The organism is Massilia sp. 9096, from assembly GCF_000745265.1.
Taxonomy (GTDB): Bacteria; Pseudomonadota; Gammaproteobacteria; order Burkholderiales; family Burkholderiaceae_D; genus Telluria.
The window spans coordinates 4789248-4808085 of sequence record NZ_JQNN01000001.1 but is presented as its reverse complement, the minus strand read 5'-3'; the positions used below and the strand labels follow the sequence as shown (position 1 = coordinate 4808085).

The following is an 18838-nucleotide window of genomic DNA, read 5'->3' as shown; positions in this document are numbered from 1 at the left end:
CATGCCGATCATCATCCCCTCGCAGCAATACCCCGCCGTCCGCATGCGCCGCATGCGCCGCGACCCGTTCTCGCGCGCGCTCATGCGCGAGAACACCGTCACGGCCTCCGACCTGATCTACCCGGTCTTCGTGCTCGATGGCGAGAACCAGCGCCAGCAAGTGGCCTCGATGCCGGGCGTCGAACGCCTGTCGATCGACCTGCTGCTCAAGCTGGCCGAGGAAGCCGTCACGCTGGGCATCCCGGTGCTGGCGCTGTTCCCGATGGTCGACGCGTCGTTCAAGACCTACGATGGCGTCGAGGCGACCAATCCGGACGGCCTGATCCCGCGTGCGGTGCGCGCGCTCAAGAAAGAATTCCCGCAGCTCGGCCTGATGACCGACGTCGCGCTCGACCCCTACACCACCCACGGCCAGGACGGCCTGCCGGACGAGAACGGCTACATCGTCAACGAAAAGACGATCGACATGCTGATCCGCCAGGCGCTGGCCCAGGCCGAGGCCGGGGTCGACATCGTCGCCCCGTCGGACATGATGGACGGCCGCATCGGCGCGATCCGCGCCAAGCTGGAAGAAGGCAACTTCATTCACACGCGCATCATGGCCTACTCGGCCAAGTACGCCTCCGGCTACTACGGCCCGTTCCGCGACGCGGTCGGCTCCGCCGCCAACCTGGGCAAGGCCGACAAGAACACCTACCAGATGGACCCGGCCAATACCTACGAGGCGCTGCGCGAAGTCGCGCTCGACCTGGCCGAAGGCGCCGACATGGTGATGGTCAAGCCGGGCATGCCCTACCTGGACGTGGTGCGCCGCGTGAAGGACGAGTTCAAGGTGCCGACCTTCGCCTACCAGGTCAGCGGCGAATATGCGATGCTGCAGGCGGCCTTCCAGAACGGCTGGCTGGACCCGGACAAGGTAATCATGGAAACCATGATGGCGTTCAAGCGCGCCGGCGCCGATGGCGTGCTGACCTATTTTGCGATGGATGTGGCGCGGCGTTTGAAGGCCGCGGCCTGATCGCCCTGCTTCGCCAATAAAAAACCGCGCCTCGGCGCGGTTTTTTGTTGGCTGCGACTTTACGTCTGCAAGATCAGCCGCGCGGCGGCTTGTACTCCGGGAACATTTCCTTGTACAGGAAGTTGGTCAGCTCCTGCGTATCCTGCGGCCGCGCCGACAAGGTCACGACCTTGTTCAGGCGGTGCGAATCCCATTCGAAGTCGCCGGTCTTTTCCTTGCGGATCAGCTCGATCATCTTCTTGACGATCGCGGTCTCGATGTCCGGCTCGCCGCCGCGCTCGACCGTGACGGCGGTCAGCCAGCGCCGTTTGAAGTTCTGGTTCCAGCCGCGGAACTTCAAGTCGGCCGAATTGAAGGTTTTATTGGTGACGCTGAACACGCCGCCGCTGTCGTTCGGGTCCTGGCCGCCGCGGCCGTTGATCGCGGCGATGTTGGCCAGCGCGGCGCGCGTGCCCTTGGAGGCTTCGCTTTCTTCCGGCCCCGGGGTGTCGTCCATCTGGCCGCGCTTGGCCTTCTGGGCGCGCACGTGGGCCATCATGTCTTCTTCCTGCGGCGGCGCCTCTTTCTTTTCTTCCTTGAGCGGGGTCGGCTTGTCCTGGACCTTGACCGGCTTTTCGTTCGGCAGCGTGATCGTGTCCGGCAGGCGCTCCACGCGCGGCACGCTCGGCGGCGGCAGGGTCTTGATCGGGATCGGCTTGTTGGGGGTTTGCGGCGCCTTCTGCTGCGGTTTCACCGCCTGCTTGCTCGGCGGCGTCGGCGGGACCCAGACGATGGCTTCGCCGGCCTTGCGCGCGGTCTTGTCGATCACGATCTTCGGCTGCATGAAGTACATCGCCACCATCAGCAGGTGCAGCGCGATCGTGACGATGATGCCGATGCGGTTCGGCTTGCGCTCGCCGTAGGTCACCGTATTCCGTCCAGGCAGGGGCTGGCCGCAATGCACGCAGACATCGCTGTCGTCGACGGAAGTGTGGGAATGGTCACGCAAGATAATCGAACGGCTTTCCAAGGAGCATCAAATAAGGTGTCGTGCGCAGTCTAACCGGAATGACGCACGTGCGCACGCTCTTGGGCATCAAGGGACAGCTTACAAGCTGCCCTGATTAATGGTTGTTACAGTATGTATCAGGCGCGCCACACCGATCGGTCGTTCGATCGTCGTGGCGCGCCGGTGTCGAACGGCGACGCCTCGCCTAGGCGGCGCGCGTCAGCACCACGTGCACGTCCGGCTGCTCCAGCTTGGCCAGCTGCTCGTCGGTCATCGGGCCGGTGCCGCTGTAACGGTCGAGATAGAGGTAGATCACCGGGGTGATGTACAGCGTGATCACCTGCGAGAAGATCAAACCGCCGCACACCGCCAGGCCGAGCGGCTGGCGCAGTTCGGCGCCGGCGCCCAGGCCGAGCGCGATCGGCAGCGCGCCCATCAGCGCCGCCAGCGTGGTCATCATGATCGGACGGAAGCGCAGGATGCAGGCCTCGCGGATCGCGTCGAGCGGCGTCATGCCCCCATTGCGCTGGGCGTCGAGCGCGAAGTCGATCATCATGATCGCGTTCTTCTTGACGATACCGATCAGCATCAGGATGCCGATCATGGCGATCATCGTCAGATCCATGTTGAACAGGCGCAGCGTCAGCAGCGCCCCGACCGCCGCCGACGGCAGGCCGGCCAGGATCGTGATCGGGTGGATGAAGCTCTCGTACAGTACGCCCAGCAGCACGTAGATCACGCCGACCGCCGCGATGATCAGGACCAGCTGGCTCGACTGCGAGGCCTGGAACACCGCCGCGTCGCCGCCGTATTTCGTCATGATCGAGGACGGCAGCTTCATGTCCAGCCCCATCTTTTCGATGGCGGCGGTGGCGTCGCCGAGCGAAGCGTCGGGCGCCAGGTTGAACGCCAGCGTCACCGCCTGCAGCTGGCCCTGGTGGTTGATCGCCAGCGGGCCGACCGTGCGCTTGATGCGCGCCACGCTCGACAGCTGCACCAGCTGGCCGTTCTTGCCGCGCACCGACAGGCGTGACAGCGCGTCCTCGAACTGGCGGTCGGCGGTCGCGGTCTCCAGGATCACGTAATAGCTGGCCGCGGTCGAATAGATGGTCGAGACCTGGCGTTCGCCGAAGGCGGCGTACAGCGCGGTGCGCACGTCGCCCATCTGCACGCCGAGCAGGTTGGCCTTGTCGCGGTCGATGTCGACGGTGGCCTGCAAGCCCTTGTTCTGGGTGTCGCTGGTGACGTCGCGGAACAGCGGGTTGTTGCGCATGCGCTCGAGGTACTGGTCGGCCCACCCGCCGATGTCGGCGCCCGAGACGCTCTGCAGCGTGTACTGGTAGCGGCTCTTGGACTGGCGCCCGCCCAGCTGCAGGTTCTGCACCGGCGACATGTAGACGTTGATGCCGGCGATCTTGCGCGAGGCGTTGCGCAGGCGCTCCATCACCACCGGCATCTTGTCGCGCTGCTCGCGCGGCTTGAGCACGACGAACATGAAGCCGCCGTTGCCGCCGCCCGAAAACGCGGTGACGTCCTTGATCGCCGGGTCGGCCTGGAACACGGCGGCGATGCGGGTCTGCAGCTTGGCCATCGCGGCGGACGAGATGTCTTCCGAGGCTTCGGTGCTGACCCGTAGCTGGCCGATGTCCTCTTCCGGGAAGAAGCCTTTCGGGCTGGCCGCATACAGCACGGCGGTCAGGGCAAACGTGCCGAACGCGATCATCAGCACCACGAAGCGGTATCTGAGGGCGACATCGAGCGTCTTTTCGTAACCGTCGCGCAGCCAGGTGAACGCGGCCTCGAAGTGGCGGCCGATGAAGCTCTTTTCTTCGTGATGGTCATGCCCTTCGGCCGGCAGCAGGCGCGAGGCCAGCATCGGCACCAGCGTCAGCGACACCGCCGCCGACACCAGGATCGCCAGGCCGACGATCACCGCGAATTCATGGAACAGCAAACCGATCACGCCCGGCATGAAGAAGATCGGGATGAACACGGCGATCAGCGAGACCGAGATCGAGATGATGGTAAAGCCCATCTCGCGCGAACCCTCGAGCGCGGCGCGCATCGGCTTCTTGCCCATCTCGATGTGGCGCACGATGTTTTCCAGCACCACGATGGCGTCGTCGACCACCAGGCCGACCGCCAGCGTAATGCCCAGCAGCGAGATGTTGTCCAGGCTGTAGCCGAGGCAGTACAGCAGCGACAATGCGCCGAGCAGCGAGATCGGCATCGTAATGGCCGGAATGAAGGTCGCCGAGACGCGGTGCAGGAACAGGAAGATCACCAGCACCACCAGGCCGACGGTCAGCGCCAGCGTAAAATTGACGTCGTGGATCGCCTCGCGGATCGAGACCGAGCGGTCGTTGACCAGGTTGATCTTGATCGAGGCCGGCAACTGCGACTGGAAGCGCGGCAGCATCTTGCGCACCGCGTCGACCACCTCGACGGTGTTGGCGTTCGGCTGGCGCTGCACCTGCAACACCACGGCGCGCTCGCCGTTGTAGGCGCCGAAGGCCTTGGTCGACTGGTAGCTGTCCTCGACGGTGGCGACGTCGCGCAGGCGCACCGGCTCGCCGTCGCGGGTGGCGACGATCACGTTCTCGAAGTCGGCCGCATGCATCATCTGCTGCGGGCCCTGGATGGTCAGCGTCTGCTGCGGACCGTCCAGGATGCCGAGCGCGGAATTCGAGTTGGCCGAGTTGAGCGCGGTGGCCAGTTCGTCCATCGTCAGGTTACGCGCGTTCATCAGGTCGGTCTTCGCGCGCACGCGCACGGCAAACTTCTTGCCGCCCTGGACCTGGACCTGGGCCACGCCGGGCAGCGTCGAGATCGCCGGGGAGACGAAATTTTCGGCGTAGTCGTCCAGTTCCGACAGGTTCATCGACGGCGACGTCATGGTCATGAACAGCACCGGCGCGTCGGCCGGGTTGACCTTGCGGTAGGACGGCGTGGTCGTCATCTCCTTGGGCAGCTGGCGCTGCGCCGACAGCAGCGCGGCCTGCACGTCCACCGCGGCGGCGTTGACGTCGATCGACGGGTCGAACTCGAGCGTCAGGTTGGTCGAGCCCTGGCTGCTGGTCGAGGTGATCAGGCTGATGCCGGCGATGGTCGAGAACTGCTTCTCGAGCGGCAGCGCGACCGAGGACGCCATCGTCTCCGGGCTGGCGCCGTCGAGGTTAGCGTTAACATTAATGACCGGCGTGTTGTAGCTGGGGAGCGCCGCGACCGGGATGTGAAAATAAGCCAGCACGCCCACCAGGATCAGGCTGAGCGACAGCAGCACGACCATGGTCGGCCGGCGGATGCACAATTCGGACAGGTTCATGCTCAGCCCTTGGCGGTGATCGGCGCCAGGCTCACCTTGCCGCCCGGGCGCACGTTCTGCTTGCCCTCGGTGATGATCTTTTCGTTGCCGTTCAGGCCAGACACGGCGGCGTCGACGCCCGCCGCGTACAGGCGCTGCACCGGCACCAGGTGCGCCGAATCCTTGTCGAGCACGTACACGAAGGTCCCTTGCGCGTTGGTGACGATCGCGTTCTGAGGGATCACGACGGCGTCCTTGATGGTCTGCACGGTCACCTTGGCGTTGACGTACTGGCCTGGCCACAGCGTGGTCTCGCGGTTGGCGAATTCCGCCTTCACGCGGATCGTGCCCGACTGCACGTCGACCGTGTTGTCGATGAAGCTCAGCAGCCCGTTGACCGGCGCCAGGTCGGCGCCCGGCATCACCTGGACTTCGACCTTGCCGCGCCTTTGCGCCGCCAGCAGCGCCGGCAGGCTCGATTCCGGCAGGGTGAACGCGACCGTGATCGGGTCGAGCTGGGTGATGGTGGTCAGCGACGTGGTCGGCTGCACCAGGCTGCCCGGGTAGACGCCGATGCCGCCGACGCGGCCCGACATCGGCGCGCGGATCGCGGTGTAGCTGTTGGCGACGCTGCTGGCGCGCACGGCGGCGCTGTCGGCGTCGAGCGTGGCGCGCGCCTGGTCGACCTGGGCGCGCAGCGTGTCGACGGCGCCCTGGGCGACGAAGTGCTGGGCGAACAGGTCCTGGCTGCGCTTGAGCTGGCGTTCGAGGTCGGCGACCTGCGCGCGGTCGTGCTCGACCTGGGCGCTGGCCTTGTCGAGGTTGGCGCGGTCGGCGCGGTCGTCGAGCGAGAACATCAGCTCGCCCTCTTTGACGAACTGGCCTTCCTTGATGTGCACCGTGCGGATGGTGGCGGTGGTCTGCGGGTGCAGGTCGACGGTGCGGATCGGGGTCACGGTACCGTTGGCCTGCTGGACCACCGGGATGTCGTGGCGCTGCGGGTCGACCACGTTGACGACTGCGGGCGGCTGCTCCGTCTTGCCGTCCTTGGCGCCGGTCGCGGCCTGAGCATGCGCACTGGACGCGCCGGCGCCGCCATTCAGGTACCACGCGCCCGCGCCGGCGACGATCACGAGGCCGGCGATGATTCCAACTTTGCTGTTCTTCATTCCACTCCCGGGGCCGCCGTTGCTGGCGGCTTCTCTCTTCTGGTTTTTTTGATATGGCCGTTTGGAGGCGGCTCGGTTATTCGACGAGGATGCGGCGCAGATTGTCGCACGCGGCCATGACAAACGGATGTCGAGTGTTGTTTGTTTTACGTCGGTGTCGCTTATTTTCCCGGATAGTACTCGGGCAGCATCAGGGTCACTTCCAGGCCGCCTTCCGGATGGTTGGCCAGGGTGATGCTGCCGCCGTGCTGCTCGGCGATGTTGCGTGCGATCGTCAGGCCCAGGCCGGTGCCGCCGGACTCGCGCGAACGCGAGGCCTCGACGCGGTAGAACGGGTCGAACACGCGCGCCAGCTCGGCTTCCGGGATCCCCGGGCCGCCGTCGCGGATGCGGATGCGCGCCGCGCCGTTGATGCGGTCGACCGTCACCTTGGCCGCGTGGCCGTACTTGACCGCGTTGTCGATCAGGTTGACCAGGCAGCGGCGCAGGTCGAGCGGGCGGCCCAGCAGCGCCATGCCGGCGTGGCCGCTCAGGGACACGTTCTGGCTGGCGTCGGCGGCGTCGGCGCAGACCGAGTCGAGCAGCGAGTCGAGGTCGAGCATCTGCATGGTTTCGCTGGTGTCCATGCTGCGCGCCAGGTCCAGGCCCTCGCGCACCATCGCCTGCATCGCCGACAGGTCGCCGATCAGGCGCTCCTGCAGTTCGGGCTCGTTGACCTTTTCCAGGCGCAGGCGCATGCGCGTCAGCGGGGTCTGCAGGTCGTGCGTGATCGCGGCCAGCATCTGCGTGCGCTGGAAGATGTACTGGCGGATGCGCGCCTGCATCGCGTTGAAGGCGGCGCTGGCCTGGCGGATCTCGTCGGCGCCGGTCAGGTCGAGCGGCGCGTGGTTGATGTCGTTGCCGAGGTTTTTCGCGGCCTGCGCCAGCTGCTTGAGCGGGCGCGTGGTCATGCGCGCGACCAGGTAGGCCAGGCCGCCCACGCTGACCAGGAACAGCACGATGGTGCCGGTGTAGTCGGTGCGTTCGGGCGAAGTGGCCGAGCGCGGCGGCAGCACCGACAGCACCAGCTCGTCGCCATCGCGCAGGCGCACGGCGATGCTCTCGCAGGTGCCGTGGTACTTCATGCGGAACAGGCCGAACAGCACCGGCTGCTCGCGCGCGAGCGCGCACGCGGCCGGGTGCGCGAGCATCGAGCGCAGCGCGTAGCCCTTGCCCATGCGCGCGGACAACGCCTGGGTGAACTCGGTGTTGATGGGCGTGAAGGCGGTCGGCCGGTTGTCGGCCACGTCCTCGAGGCGCATGCCGGGCCGGTTGGCCACGCTCAGGTAGGCGGCGCGCGCCGACACCGGGACGATCTCGGTTGCCATGATCAGTTGTTCGGCGCGGTCGAGCGAATGCAGGTCGCGGAACTCGTCGATCACGCGCTGGCGCTCGGCGTCGGCCAGCAGCTGGGTCAGCGCGGCGGTGATCAGGATGCCCAGCAGCAGAGTGGCGAACACGCGGCCCGTCATCGAGCCGAGGAAGGCTCTCACGCGGCTGGCTCCACCGTCACCTGGCCGGCCAGCACGTAGCCGCCGTTGCGGACGGTCTTGATAATCTGCGGCATGCGCGCGTCTTCGCCGAGCTTCTGGCGCAGGCGGCTGATCTGGATGTCGATCGAGCGGTCGAACGGGTCGGCGTCGCGGCCTTGCGTGAGGTTGAGCAGCTGGTCGCGGTTGAGCACGCGGTTCGGGTGCTCGAGGAACACGCGCAGCAGGCGGAACTCGGCGCCCGACAGCATGATGATCACGCCCTGCGGGTTGACCAGGTGGCGCGCCGTGAGGTCCAGGGTCCAGCCCGAGAACTTCATCTGCTGCACGTTCTCGGTCTGCGAATTGGGCGGCATCGCATGGCTGCGCCGCAGCACGCTGCGGATGCGCGCCAGCAGTTCGCGCGGCTCGAAGGGCTTGGGCAGGTAATCGTCGGCACCCATCTCCAGGCCGAGGATGCGATCCAGCGGCTCGTTGCGCGCGGTGAGCATGATCACCGGTAGCGTCGAATGGGCGCGCAGCTTGCGGCACAGCGTCAGGCCGTCGTCGCCCGGCAGGTTGAGGTCGAGGACGATCAGGTCCGGGCGCGCTTCGTCCAGGGTTTTCCACATCGCGTTGCCATCGGCCGCGGCCAATGCGCGGTAGCCGTTCGCCTCCAGGTAATCGGCCAGCAGCGAGCGGATGTCCCTGTCGTCGTCGACAATCAGAATGGTAGATGGTGTGTCCATGCTCTCATTATCCTGACTTGTCACGGGCCTGAACAGCCACTTTGTATCGGTATGTATAAGGATTGCGTAAAGAAACAAATTGATACAAAGAACGACACAGCGGACACGCTGGGGTTACACCTTCCATCGATGATGAATCCATGCCGCAAGTCGCTGGCGGCACCTCGAAGGAGTAGCCCAGCGACGTCAACCTGACTAGGATAAGAGATGAAAACCTTGACCAAAACCCTCCTGAGCGGCCTTGCGGCACTGTCCATGGGCGCCGCCGCCATCGGCGCGCAGGCGCAGACCCAAACGCCCGCCCAGAATCAAGCTACTGCGCAGAACGCCGTCCGTCCGCACCTCACGCCCGAACAGCGCCAGGCCAAAATGGCCGAATTCGCGGCCAGGCGCGAAGCCAAGCTGCACGCCGACCTGGGCATCACCGCGGGCCAGGAAAGCGCCTGGCAGTCGTTCGTGGCGGCGATGAAGCCGGCCGCGAACGGGCAGCGCGGCCAGTTCGACCGTGCGGCCTGGACCGGCCTGTCGGCGCCGCAGCGCATGCAGAAGATGATCGACATGCAGAAGCAGCGCACCACGCGCATGGAACAGCAGCTGTCGGCGCTGAACAGCTTTTATTCGGTGCTGAGCCCGCAGCAGAAGCAGGTGTTCGATACCGAATCGGCGCAGCTCGGGCGGCATCACTTTGGCCACGGCCAAGGCGGACATGGCGGGCATGGCAACTGGCAGCGCGCTGGGCAGACGGCGCAGGGCTGAGCGCCGCTTCGATGCCTGATGCTTGTTTGATGCCTGCCTGATGTGGAAAGGGACGCCGCGGCGTCCCTTTTGCTTACTGCGGCCGCATTACTGCAGCTTGCCCAGCGAGGCCAGGAACTTGCTGCTGTCCTGGTAGCCGATCACGCGGCCATCCGGGATTTCCTTGCCGGCGCGGTCGAACAGGATGATGCCCGGTGGCCCGAACAGGCCGAAGCGCTTGAGCATCGCGCGGTCGGCGCCATCGTTGGCGGTCACGTCGACCTGCAGCAGCAGCGTGTTGGCCAGCTTGGCCTTCACGGCCGGGTCGACGAAGGTCAGCTTTTCCATTTCCTTGCACGAGACGCACCAGTCGGCGTAGAAGTCGAGCATCGCGGTCTTGCCACCGGTTGCGGCCAGGGCGGCGTCGAGCTGGTCGACGGTCTTGATGCGGGCAAAGGCCAGCTTCGGCTCGGCCGCGGCACCACCGCCCAGGTGCGCCAGCGGCGCGAACGGATCGCGCCCGCCGCTGGCGACGCCCACCAACTGCGTCGAACCGAACACCACGGCCGCGGTGCCCAGCGCCATCGCAGCCCAGTGCCCGCGCGCGCGCAACAGGTAGAAGCCGTAGCCCAGCAGCAGCGCGGCCCACAGCAGCATCTGCGCCAGGGCAGGCAGCACCGGCGTCACCATCCACAGCGCCATCGCCAGCATCAGGACGCCGAAGAAGCGCTTGACCGCTTCCATCCACATGCCGGCGCGCGGCAGCAGGGAACCGGCCGACAGGCCGACCAGCAGCAGCGGGATGCTCATGCCGAGCGCCATCGCGAACAACGCCGAGCCGCCGACCAGCACGTCGCGCGTCTGGCTGATGTAGACCAGCGCGCCGGCCAACGGCGCCGCCACGCACGGCCCGACGATCAGCGCCGAGATCGCGCCCATGACGAACACCCCGGCCAGCTTGCCCGAGGCCTGGCGGCCGGACGCGCTCGACAGGCGGGTCTGCAGCGCCGCCGGCACCTGCAGCTGGTAGACGTCGAACATCGACAAGGCCATCAGCGCGATCAGCAGTGCGAAGCTCGAGAGCACCCAGGGGTTTTGCAGCGCCGCCGACAGACCTTCGCCGACCAGGCCGGCCGCCACGCCCAGCGCGGTGTAGACGATCGCCATGCCGAGCGAGTACGCCAGCGACAGCATGAAGCCGCGTCCGCGTTTCGCCTGGGCGCCTTCGCCGACGATAATCGACGACAGGATCGGCACCATCGGCAGCACGCATGGGGTGAACGCCAGCCCCAGGCCGAGCAGGATGAAGGCCGGGACGATGGCGAGCAGGCGGCCGCCTTTCAGGAGGGCGGCGATGCCGGAGAGGTCGGAGGTGCCGGTCGATGCGGCGGCGCCGGCGGGTGCCCCGGCTGTGGCATTGGCGGATGCGCTGGTGGCGCGGGCCGTTGCGCTGGACGCGGCGGCGCCGTCCGCCGCTGCGGTCGAGGCCGCAGCTTGCGCCGCACTCGATTGCGCAGCCGGTGTATCGACCTTCGGCGCGTTCGCCTGGCCCGGCAGCGTGAACTGCGGCGTGCCGCCCTGCCCCGGCGGCACGCTCATCTGCGCAGCACCAGCCGGCGCCGCGGCGCCCGCCCCGGCTGCTCCGGCCGACAGCTGGATCGTGCTGTCCTGCGGCGGATAGCACAGGCCCTTGTCGGCGCAGCCCTGGCCGGTCGCGGTCAGCGTGAACGGACCGTTGCCCTCGACCGGGATGCGGATCTGCACGCCGTGGTGGTAGGTCTCGACGTTCTTCTGGAAGGTGTCGTCGAACTTGATCTTCCCGGGCGGGATGACGGGTGCGCCCAGCTTGGCGCCGCTGGCGCTGAAGTGGAAGCGTTCGCGGTACATGTAGTACCCCTCGGCGATCGCATAATCGACGACGACGGTCTGCGCGCCATCCATGTGGGCGGAAAACTTGAAGGCCTGCTCGGGCGGCAGGAAATCGTCGTCGGCCTGGGCCGGGGCGGCGAAGAAGGCGCCGCACAGGGCGGCCAGCAGCAGCGCGAAGGCGGCGAAATGCCGGGCCGCGAAATTCGGTAGTCGGGACATGGTCAGCGTGGGTTGGTCAGCGCAGCAGCATGGTACACCGGCGCGTGCCGTGGTGCACGGGCGCAAAAGGCCGGGCGCGGGGCCCGGCGGTCGCGCGCGGGTGCGCGCGAGGCGGTCTTACTGGACGCCGAGCAGCTCGACGTCGAAGATCAGGTTGGCATTCGGCGGGATCGGGCCGGCGCCATCGCTGCCGTAGCCGAGTTCCGCCGGGATGATCAGGGTGCGCTTGCCGCCGACCTTCATGCCGGCCACGCCCTGGTCCCAGCCGGGGATGACGCCTCCGCTGCCGAGACGGAAGGTGAACGGCTCGCGGCCGATCGAGCTGTCGAACTTGGCGCCGTGGTGATCGGGCGCGGTCGGCAGGTACAGCCAGCCGGTGTAGTTGACGGTGACGCGGTCGCCGGCCTTGGCGGCCTGGCCGGTGCCGACGACGCTGTCGACGGTCTGGAACTTGATCGCCGAGCTGTCGGCTTGCACCGGCGCTGCGGGCGCTTGCGACGCGGATTGCTCGGCGCGCTTGCAGCCGGCCAGCGACAGGGTCAGGGCCAGCGCGGCGGCGCAGGCGGCAAATACGGTTTTATTCATGGGGTTCTTTCGATAAAAAAAATGCCAGTCAGATCAACTGACTGGCATTCTGCACGAGCTGGGCTCTTGCGAGATCCGATCGATTACTCGGCGGTCGGTGCGTTCTCGTCGACGCCGACTTCCGGACGGTCGGTCAGCTCGACGAAAGCCATCGGCGCGTTGTCGCCGACGCGGAAGCCCATCTTCAGGATGCGGGTGTAGCCGCCTTGACGGTTCGCGAAACGCGGACCGATGTCGGCGAACAGCTTCTGCACGATTTCGCGGTCACGCAGGCGGGCGAATGCCAGGCGCTTGTTGGCCAGGGTGTCGCTCTTGCCCAGGGTGATGATCGGCTCGACGACTTTACGCAGTTCCTTCGCCTTCGGCAGCGTGGTCTTGATCGCTTCGTGACGCAGCAGCGAAACGGTCATGTTGCGCAGCATGGCGAGGCGGTGCGAGGAGGTGCGGTTCAGCTTACGGAGGCCGTGACGGTGACGCATGGTAGTTCCTTTCGATTGTGTTTAAATCCGAGCTCTTCGATCGCCTGGGCTTGCCCGAGGCGCGGGCCGGTTAGGGGTTGAAAACTGCCCGCACGATCATGCGCGGGCAGGTACAGCTTTTCTTACTTCTCGAGGCCGGCCGGCGGCCAGTTCTCGAGTTTCATGCCGAGGGTCAGACCACGGGAAGCCAGGACTTCCTTGATCTCGTTCAGCGACTTGCGGCCCAGGTTCGGGGTCTTCAGCAGTTCGTTTTCCGAACGCTGGATCAGGTCGCCGATGTAGTAGATGTTCTCGGCCTTCAGGCAGTTTGCCGAACGCACGGTCAGTTCCAGGTCGTCCACCGGACGCAGCAGGATCGGATCGACCAGCGGCGCGCGCGACGGGGCTTCCGCAGCGGCTTCGGTGCCTTCCAGGGCGGCGAACACGTTCAGCTGGTCGACCAGCACGCGGGCCGACTGGCGGATCGCCTCTTCCGGGGTGATGACGCCATTGGTCTCGATGTTGATGATCAGCTTGTCCAGGTCGGTACGCTGCTCGACGCGAGCGGACTCGACGGCGTACGACACGCGGCGCACCGGCGAGAACGACGCGTCCAGGATGATGCGGCCGATGGTCTTGTTGGTGTCTTCCGACAGGCGGCGGACGTTACCCGGCACGTAGCCACGGCCCTTTTCGACCTTGATCTGCATGTCCAGCTTGCCGCCGGCGGTCAGGTGGGCGATCACGTGGTCCGGATTGATCAGCTCGACGTCGTGCGGCAGGTCGATGTCCGATGCCAGGACGGCGCCTTCGCCTTCCTTCTTCAGGGTCAGCGTCACGGAGTCGCGGTTGTGCACTTTGAACACGACGCCTTTCAGGTTCAGCAGCAGGTCGACCACGTCTTCCTGCACGCCGTCCAGCGACGAGTACTCGTGCACGACGCCGGCGATCGTCACTTCGGTCGGCGCGTAGCCCACCATCGACGACAGCAGCACGCGGCGCAGCGCGTTACCCAGCGTGTGGCCATAACCACGTTCGAACGGCTCCATCACGACTTTGGCGTGACCGGCGCCCAGCGCCTCGACGTCGATGATACGTGGCTTCAACAAACTATTTTGCATGAAATGTCCTTTATCAATACCCTCGGCTCGTTACACCGATAAGGCTGATGGCATCAGTGAAAACGCCTGCTTCGGTGAGCAGGCGGTACGGCAATTCGGTGTTTCGCCGCCGCCCCGAACAGTCAGGGCGGCGGTGCAAGCTATTAACGCGAGTACAGTTCGACGATCAGCGCTTCGTTGACGTCGGCAGCGATCTCGTTACGCTCCGGGAAGGTGCGGAAGGTGCCTTCCATCTTCTTTGCGTCGACCGAGACCCAGCTCGGCATACCGCTCTGCTCTGCCAGCGACAGGGCTTCGACGATACGGTTCTGCTTCTTGGCCTTTTCGCGCACGGCGATGACGTCGCCGGTCTTGACCTGGTACGAAGCGATGTTCACGACCTGGCCGTTCACGGTGAAGGCCTTGTGGCTGACCAGCTGGCGCGCTTCGGAGCGGGTCGAGCCGAAGCCCATACGGTAGGCGACGTTGTCCAGGCGAGCTTCGAGCAGCTTCAGCAGGGTCTCACCAGTGTTGCCCTTGCGGCGCGATGCTTCTGCGAAGTAGCGGCGGAACTGGCGCTCCAGGATACCGTACATGCGCTTGACCTTCTGCTTTTCACGCAGCTGGTTGCCGTAGTCCGAGGTACGAGCACCCGACTTGACGCCGTGCTGGCCTGGCTTGACGTCCAGCTTGCACTTCGAATCGAGCGAGCGGCGTGCGCTCTTCAGGAACAGGTCGGTGCCTTCACGGCGCGACAGTTTTGCTTTTGGTCCGATATAACGTGCCACGTTAAATTCCTTTTTTCAAATGATCACGCCCCAGATGAACCGGCTCATTGAGCCAGCACAACAGGCGCTAGTCCGATTCTGCATTGAGACCGGACGTGGCTTGCATGAAATGCCCGGGACAGGACGTCCAAGGCGACAATAGCCGGGCAGTATAACCCATTTCGGGGCTAACTGCACCGGCGATTTTTACACCACGGCGTGGCGTATCTGCAACCTGGCGCGGGCGGACCCGCTGTCGGGTATTAGATACGACGACGCTTCGGCGGACGGCAACCGTTGTGCGGAACCGGGGTCACGTCCTGGATCTCGGTGATCTTGATGCCCAGGTTGTTCAGCGCGCGCACTGCCGACTCACGGCCAGGGCCCGGGCCCTTGATACGCACTTCCAGGTTCTTCACGCCGTATTCCTGAGCGACCTTGCCAGCTGCTTCGGCTGCGACCTGAGCCGCGAACGGGGTCGATTTACGCGAACCCTTGAAGCCAGCACCGCCGGAGGTTGCCCACGACAGAGCATTGCCCTGACGATCGGTGATCGTGATGATGGTGTTGTTGAACGATGCGTGGACGTGTGCGATGCCTTCGGCGACGTTCTTTTTGACTTTCTTGCGGATGCGGGCTGCAGCCGCCGAGCTTTGTTGCTTAGCCATGGTCGGTTCCTAGATTATTTCTTGAGCGATTGAGCTGCCTTGCGCGGGCCCTTGCGGGTACGTGCATTGGTACGGGTGCGCTGGCCGCGGACCGGCAGGCCCTTGCGGTGACGCATGCCGCGGTAGCAGCCCAGGTCCATCAAACGCTTGATGTTCATGGACAGCTCACGGCGCAGATCGCCTTCGACCACGAACTTGCCGACTGCATCACGCAGCTTTTCCAGTTCGTTGTCGTCCAGATCCTTGACCTTCTTGTCGGTCGCAACGCCGGTCGACGCGCAGATCTGCTTCGAGCGGGTACGGCCGATGCCATAGATAGCCGTCAGGCCGATGACGGTGTGCTGGTGATTGGGGACGTTGACCCCTGCAATACGTGCCATTCGTTATTCCTCTTAACCTTGACGCTGCTTATGACGCGGCTCGACGCAGATCACACGGACCACGCCCTTGCGCTTGATGATCTTGCAGTTGCGGCAGATCCGCTTGACTGAAGCGTTAACTTTCATTTTGCACTCTCTTATAGATTCGAAATCAGTGTTTTACTTGGTGCGGAACACGATGCGGGCCCGGGACAAGTCGTAAGGGGTCAATTCTACCGTTACCTTGTCGCCAGGTAAAATGCGAATGTAGTTCATGCGCATTTTCCCAGAGATGTGTCCGAGCACCACGTGCCCGTTTTCCAGCTTTACGCGAAAGGTCGCGTTCGGGAGATTCTCGAGAATCTCACCTTGCATTTGGATGACGTCGTCTTTTGCCATTCGGTCTGTTCACTCCTGGGCGCCCATCGCTTAACGCGACGGCATGCCGCCCTTGAAATTTGCCTTACGCAGCAGCGACTCGTACTGTTGCGACATGACGTAGTTCTGTACTTGCGCCATGAAATCCATCGTGACGACCACGATGATCAGGAGCGAAGTACCGCCAAAGTAGAAAGGCACCTTCCAATAGCTTTGCAGGAATTGCGGCACCAGGCAGACCAGCGTGATATACACCGCGCCGGCCAGGGTCAGGCGCATCAGGATCTTGTCGATGTAGCGTGCAGTCTGCTCGCCCGGACGGATGCCCGGCACGAATGCTCCGCTCTTCTTCAAGTTGTCCGCCGTTTCCTTGCTGTTAAAGACCAGCGCCGTGTAAAAGAAGCAGAAGAACACGATCGCCACCGCGTACAGCAACACATAGATCGGCTCGCCAGGGCTCAGCGAAGCGGCCAGGTCACGCAGGAAGCCGATGAACGGATTCGTCGTGTCCTTGCCCTTCGTGAACCAGTCGACGATCGTGGACGGGAACAAGATGATCGAGGAAGCGAAGATCGGCGGGATCACGCCGGCCATGTTCAACTTCAACGGCAGGTGGCTGGTTTGGCCACCGTAGATCTTGTTACCGACCTGGCGTTTCGCGTAATTCACCAGAATCTTGCGCTGGCCGCGTTCGATGAACACGACAGCGTAAGTCACCAGGGCCACCAGAATGACGATCAGGATGGCGGCAATGCTGCTGATCGAACCGTTCGACACCAGGGTAAACAAGCTACCCAGGGCGCTCGGCAGACCGGCTGCGATACCGGCAAAAATGATGATCGAAATGCCGTTGCCAAGACCGCGCTCGGTGATCTGCTCGCCCAGCCACATCAGGAACATGGTGCCGGTCAAGAGGGACACGACGGCGACGAAGCGGAAATGGAAGCCGGGGTCTACCACAACGCCCTGCCCTTCCAGCGCCACCGCGATGCCGAACGCCTGGAACAACGCCAGTGCAACCGTGAAATACCGGGTGTACTGGGTGATCTTGCGGCGGCCGGCTTCGCCCTCCTTCTTCAGCGCTTCCATCTGCGGCGAGACGATCGACGCCAGCTGCATGATGATCGAAGCCGAAATGTAAGGCGTGATACCGAGAGCGAACACGGCGGCACGGGCAATCGAACCGCCCGAGAACATGTTCAACATGCCCAGGATGCCGCCCGAGTTCTGCTCCAACAGCCTGGCCATGGCGACCGGATCGATCCCGGGAACCGGGATGTGCGCTCCGATGCGGTACACGACCAATGCCCCAAGCAGGAACCACAACCGGCCCCAGGGGAAACCGGATGCGGCGCTTTTACCAAGTTGTGAATTAGTCGCCAATTTTTGCTCCGATCAGGCAGCGGCCGCGTTTAGGCGACCGAACCGCCAGCTGCTTCGATCGCTGCTTTCGCGCCAGCGGTCGCCTTGATGCCCTTCAGGTTCACCGCTTTGGTGATTTCGCCCGACAGGATCACGCGCACGTCGCGAGCGACGACCGACAGCACGCCGGCTTGCTTGAGCACCAGGATGTCGACGTCGCCGACAGCCAGGGCGTTCAGGTCGGACAGGCGCACTTCAGCCTTGAAGGTGGCGTTCAGCGATTTGAAGCCGCGCTTCGGCAGACGACGCTGCAGAGGCATCTGACCGCCTTCGAAACCGACTTTGTGGAAGCCGCCCGAACGCGATTTCTGACCTTTGTGGCCGCGGCCGGCAGTCTTGCCCAGGCCCGAACCGATACCGCGACCGACGCGGCGCTTTGCGTGCTTGGCGCCGTCTGCGGGTTGGATGGTATTGAGTTGCATTATGTTCTCCGTTGACCAAGCCGAGGCTTAGTCGACAATTTTCACGAGGTAGTTGACCTTGTTGATCATGCCGCGGATTGCCGGGGTGTCCTGCAGCTCGGAGACCGAGTTGACACGACGCAGACCCAGACCGCGCACGGTGGCGCGGTGATCCTGACGGGTACCGATCAGGCCTTTGACCAGCTTGATTTTGATGGTGTTTGCCATGGTAATTCCCCTTAACCCAGGATCTCTTCCACCGACTTGCCGCGCTTGGCAGCGATGTCAGCCGGAGTGCTCATTTTGGCCAGGCCGTCGAGCGTTGCACGAACCAGGTTGTACGGGTTCGACGAACCGGTCGACTTGGCGACCACGTCAGTCACGCCCATCACCTCGAAGATGGCGCGCATTGCGCCGCCGGCGATGACGCCGGTACCCGGCTTGGCCGGCGACATCAGGACGCGCGAGGCGCCGTGACGGCCGGTGACGGTGTGCTGCAGCGTACCGTTCTTGAGGGGCACCTTGATCAGGTTGCGACGGGCTTCTTCCATCGCTTTTTGCACGCCGACCGGAACTTCCTTCGACTTGCCCTTGCCCATGCCGATGCGGCCATCGCCGTCACCGACAACGGTCAGTGCTGCAAAACCCATGATACGACCACCCTTGACCACTTTGGTCACGCGGTTGATCGCGATCATTTTCTCGCGCATGCCATCATCCGGCTTGTCGCTTGCCATTTTCGCTTGCATTTTTGCCATGACGATTCTTCCTTAGAACTTCAGACCGGCTTCGCGGGCAGCTTCTGCCAGCGCTTTGACACGGCCGTGGTAACGGAAACCCGAACGGTCGAATGCGACTTCGGTGATTCCAGCTTGCAGTGCTTTCTCTGCGACGCGCTTGCCGACCAGGGCAGCGGCCGCGGCGTTGCCGCCCGCGCCCGATTTGCCGCCCAGTTCCGCGCGCACATCCGCTTCCAGCGTCGAAGCCGACACCAGGACGGTCGCGTCCGGGCTGATCAGGTTTGCATAGATGTGCAGGTTGGTGCGATGCACCTGCAGGCGGTTCACGCCCAGCTGCGCGATCTTGATGCGGGTCTGGCGTCCGCGACGCAGACGCGATTCTTTCTTGTCCATCGTCAGCT

The 18838-nt window shown here is 64.6% G+C and carries 21 protein-coding genes; 2 read left to right on the top strand and 19 right to left on the bottom strand.

Translation table 11 applies throughout. From position 1 onward, the window contains the following. Position 1: 1 nt before the first annotated feature. Positions 2-1018 carry a porphobilinogen synthase gene (hemB, locus tag FA90_RS20855; RefSeq protein ID WP_036172240.1) on the top strand — a complete coding sequence of 339 codons (1017 nt, stop codon included), beginning with the start codon at positions 2-4 and terminating at the stop codon, positions 1016-1018. A 73-nt stretch (positions 1019-1091) separates the two neighbouring features. Here hemB and FA90_RS20850 read toward each other — a convergent pair whose 3' ends face one another. The 5 genes from FA90_RS20850 to FA90_RS20830 form a co-directional block, all read right to left on the bottom strand. Further along, complete coding sequence (locus FA90_RS20850; protein ID WP_036176574.1) at positions 1092-2006, bottom strand: hypothetical protein; 915 nt, start codon at positions 2004-2006, stop codon at positions 1092-1094. Between the two features lie 205 nt (positions 2007-2211). Next, positions 2212-5331, bottom strand: coding sequence for an efflux RND transporter permease subunit (locus tag FA90_RS20845; protein ID WP_051971968.1), 3120 nt, complete (start codon positions 5329-5331; stop codon positions 2212-2214). Positions 5332-5333: 2 nt separating this feature from the next. Further along, complete coding sequence (locus FA90_RS20840) at positions 5334-6479, bottom strand: efflux RND transporter periplasmic adaptor subunit (protein ID WP_051971967.1); 1146 nt, start codon at positions 6477-6479, stop codon at positions 5334-5336. 161 nt (positions 6480-6640) lie between these two features. Further along, complete coding sequence (locus tag FA90_RS20835; RefSeq protein WP_081933966.1) at positions 6641-8011, bottom strand: ATP-binding protein; 1371 nt, start codon at positions 8009-8011, stop codon at positions 6641-6643. Continuing rightward, entirely contained in the window at positions 8008-8736 is a 729-nt protein-coding gene (locus FA90_RS20830) for a response regulator (protein ID WP_036172236.1), read from the bottom strand. The genes FA90_RS20835 and FA90_RS20830 overlap by 4 nt, the downstream gene beginning before the upstream one ends. Positions 8737-8943: 207 nt before the next feature. Here FA90_RS20830 and FA90_RS20825 point away from each other — a divergent pair, with 207 nt between their 5' ends. After that, positions 8944-9492: a Spy/CpxP family protein refolding chaperone gene (locus FA90_RS20825; protein ID WP_051971966.1), complete on the top strand. Its 549-nt coding sequence runs from the start codon at positions 8944-8946 to the stop codon at positions 9490-9492. Positions 9493-9579: 87 nt separating this feature from the next. Here the strand turns inward: FA90_RS20825 and dsbD are convergent, their stop codons facing one another. From dsbD to rplR, 14 genes are all read right to left on the bottom strand, one after another. Then, positions 9580-11559: a protein-disulfide reductase DsbD gene (gene dsbD / locus FA90_RS20820; RefSeq protein ID WP_051971965.1), complete on the bottom strand. Its 1980-nt coding sequence runs from the start codon at positions 11557-11559 to the stop codon at positions 9580-9582. 117 nt (positions 11560-11676) lie between these two features. Further along, positions 11677-12144, bottom strand: a complete 468-nt coding sequence (locus FA90_RS20815; protein ID WP_036172234.1) for an FKBP-type peptidyl-prolyl cis-trans isomerase — start codon at positions 12142-12144, stop codon at positions 11677-11679. Between the two features lie 83 nt (positions 12145-12227). Then, positions 12228-12623 (bottom strand): 50S ribosomal protein L17, encoded by a 396-nt coding sequence (gene rplQ, locus FA90_RS20810; RefSeq protein ID WP_036172232.1) that lies wholly within the window; start codon positions 12621-12623, stop codon positions 12228-12230. 122 nt (positions 12624-12745) lie between these two features. After that, positions 12746-13723: a DNA-directed RNA polymerase subunit alpha gene (locus FA90_RS20805; protein ID WP_005663401.1), complete on the bottom strand. Its 978-nt coding sequence runs from the start codon at positions 13721-13723 to the stop codon at positions 12746-12748. 143 nt (positions 13724-13866) lie between these two features. Then, positions 13867-14490 (bottom strand): 30S ribosomal protein S4, encoded by a 624-nt coding sequence (gene rpsD, locus FA90_RS20800; RefSeq protein WP_036172230.1) that lies wholly within the window; start codon positions 14488-14490, stop codon positions 13867-13869. 242 nt (positions 14491-14732) lie between these two features. After that, complete coding sequence (gene rpsK, locus FA90_RS20795; protein ID WP_036172227.1) at positions 14733-15137, bottom strand: 30S ribosomal protein S11; 405 nt, start codon at positions 15135-15137, stop codon at positions 14733-14735. Between the two features lie 14 nt (positions 15138-15151). Beyond that, positions 15152-15517: a 30S ribosomal protein S13 gene (gene rpsM / locus FA90_RS20790; protein WP_036172225.1), complete on the bottom strand. Its 366-nt coding sequence runs from the start codon at positions 15515-15517 to the stop codon at positions 15152-15154. 12 nt (positions 15518-15529) lie between these two features. Further along, a complete protein-coding gene (gene rpmJ, locus FA90_RS25915; protein ID WP_005663407.1) occupies positions 15530-15643 on the bottom strand; it encodes a 50S ribosomal protein L36 in 114 nt (37 codons plus the stop codon). 33 nt (positions 15644-15676) lie between these two features. Beyond that, positions 15677-15895: a translation initiation factor IF-1 gene (infA, locus tag FA90_RS20785; protein WP_005663428.1), complete on the bottom strand. Its 219-nt coding sequence runs from the start codon at positions 15893-15895 to the stop codon at positions 15677-15679. A 30-nt stretch (positions 15896-15925) separates the two neighbouring features. Beyond that, a complete protein-coding gene (secY, locus tag FA90_RS20780; RefSeq protein ID WP_036172222.1) occupies positions 15926-17257 on the bottom strand; it encodes a preprotein translocase subunit SecY in 1332 nt (443 codons plus the stop codon). A 29-nt stretch (positions 17258-17286) separates the two neighbouring features. Continuing rightward, complete coding sequence (gene rplO, locus FA90_RS20775) at positions 17287-17718, bottom strand: 50S ribosomal protein L15 (RefSeq protein ID WP_036172221.1); 432 nt, start codon at positions 17716-17718, stop codon at positions 17287-17289. Positions 17719-17745: 27 nt separating this feature from the next. After that, positions 17746-17925, bottom strand: a complete 180-nt coding sequence (rpmD, locus tag FA90_RS20770; protein ID WP_036172219.1) for a 50S ribosomal protein L30 — start codon at positions 17923-17925, stop codon at positions 17746-17748. Between the two features lie 11 nt (positions 17926-17936). After that, on the bottom strand, positions 17937-18455 hold the full coding sequence (gene rpsE, locus FA90_RS20765; RefSeq protein WP_036172216.1) for a 30S ribosomal protein S5: 519 nt from the start codon (positions 18453-18455) through the stop codon (positions 17937-17939). 12 nt (positions 18456-18467) lie between these two features. Continuing rightward, positions 18468-18830, bottom strand: a complete 363-nt coding sequence (gene rplR / locus FA90_RS20760) for a 50S ribosomal protein L18 (protein WP_036172214.1) — start codon at positions 18828-18830, stop codon at positions 18468-18470. Positions 18831-18838: the final 8 nt, after the last annotated feature.

Coding starts and splice junctions, on each gene's coding strand:
- hemB (WP_036172240.1), top strand. CDS start 2: ATGCCGATCATCATCCCCTCGCAGCAATACCCCGCCGTCCGCATGCGC.
- FA90_RS20845 (WP_051971968.1), bottom strand. CDS start 5,331: ATGAACCTGTCCGAATTGTGCATCCGCCGGCCGACCATGGTCGTGCTG.
- FA90_RS20840 (WP_051971967.1), bottom strand. CDS start 6,479: ATGAAGAACAGCAAAGTTGGAATCATCGCCGGCCTCGTGATCGTCGCC.
- FA90_RS20830 (WP_036172236.1), bottom strand. CDS start 8,736: ATGGACACACCATCTACCATTCTGATTGTCGACGACGACAGGGACATC.
- FA90_RS20825 (WP_051971966.1), top strand. CDS start 8,944: ATGAAAACCTTGACCAAAACCCTCCTGAGCGGCCTTGCGGCACTGTCC.
- dsbD (WP_051971965.1), bottom strand. CDS start 11,559: ATGTCCCGACTACCGAATTTCGCGGCCCGGCATTTCGCCGCCTTCGCG.
- FA90_RS20815 (WP_036172234.1), bottom strand. CDS start 12,144: ATGAATAAAACCGTATTTGCCGCCTGCGCCGCCGCGCTGGCCCTGACC.
- rplQ (WP_036172232.1), bottom strand. CDS start 12,623: ATGCGTCACCGTCACGGCCTCCGTAAGCTGAACCGCACCTCCTCGCAC.
- FA90_RS20805 (WP_005663401.1), bottom strand. CDS start 13,723: ATGCAAAATAGTTTGTTGAAGCCACGTATCATCGACGTCGAGGCGCTG.
- rpsK (WP_036172227.1), bottom strand. CDS start 15,137: ATGGCTAAGCAACAAAGCTCGGCGGCTGCAGCCCGCATCCGCAAGAAA.
- rpsM (WP_036172225.1), bottom strand. CDS start 15,517: ATGGCACGTATTGCAGGGGTCAACGTCCCCAATCACCAGCACACCGTC.
- rpmJ (WP_005663407.1), bottom strand. CDS start 15,643: ATGAAAGTTAACGCTTCAGTCAAGCGGATCTGCCGCAACTGCAAGATC.
- infA (WP_005663428.1), bottom strand. CDS start 15,895: ATGGCAAAAGACGACGTCATCCAAATGCAAGGTGAGATTCTCGAGAAT.
- rplO (WP_036172221.1), bottom strand. CDS start 17,718: ATGCAACTCAATACCATCCAACCCGCAGACGGCGCCAAGCACGCAAAG.
- rpmD (WP_036172219.1), bottom strand. CDS start 17,925: ATGGCAAACACCATCAAAATCAAGCTGGTCAAAGGCCTGATCGGTACC.
- rpsE (WP_036172216.1), bottom strand. CDS start 18,455: ATGGCAAAAATGCAAGCGAAAATGGCAAGCGACAAGCCGGATGATGGC.
- rplR (WP_036172214.1), bottom strand. CDS start 18,830: ATGGACAAGAAAGAATCGCGTCTGCGTCGCGGACGCCAGACCCGCATC.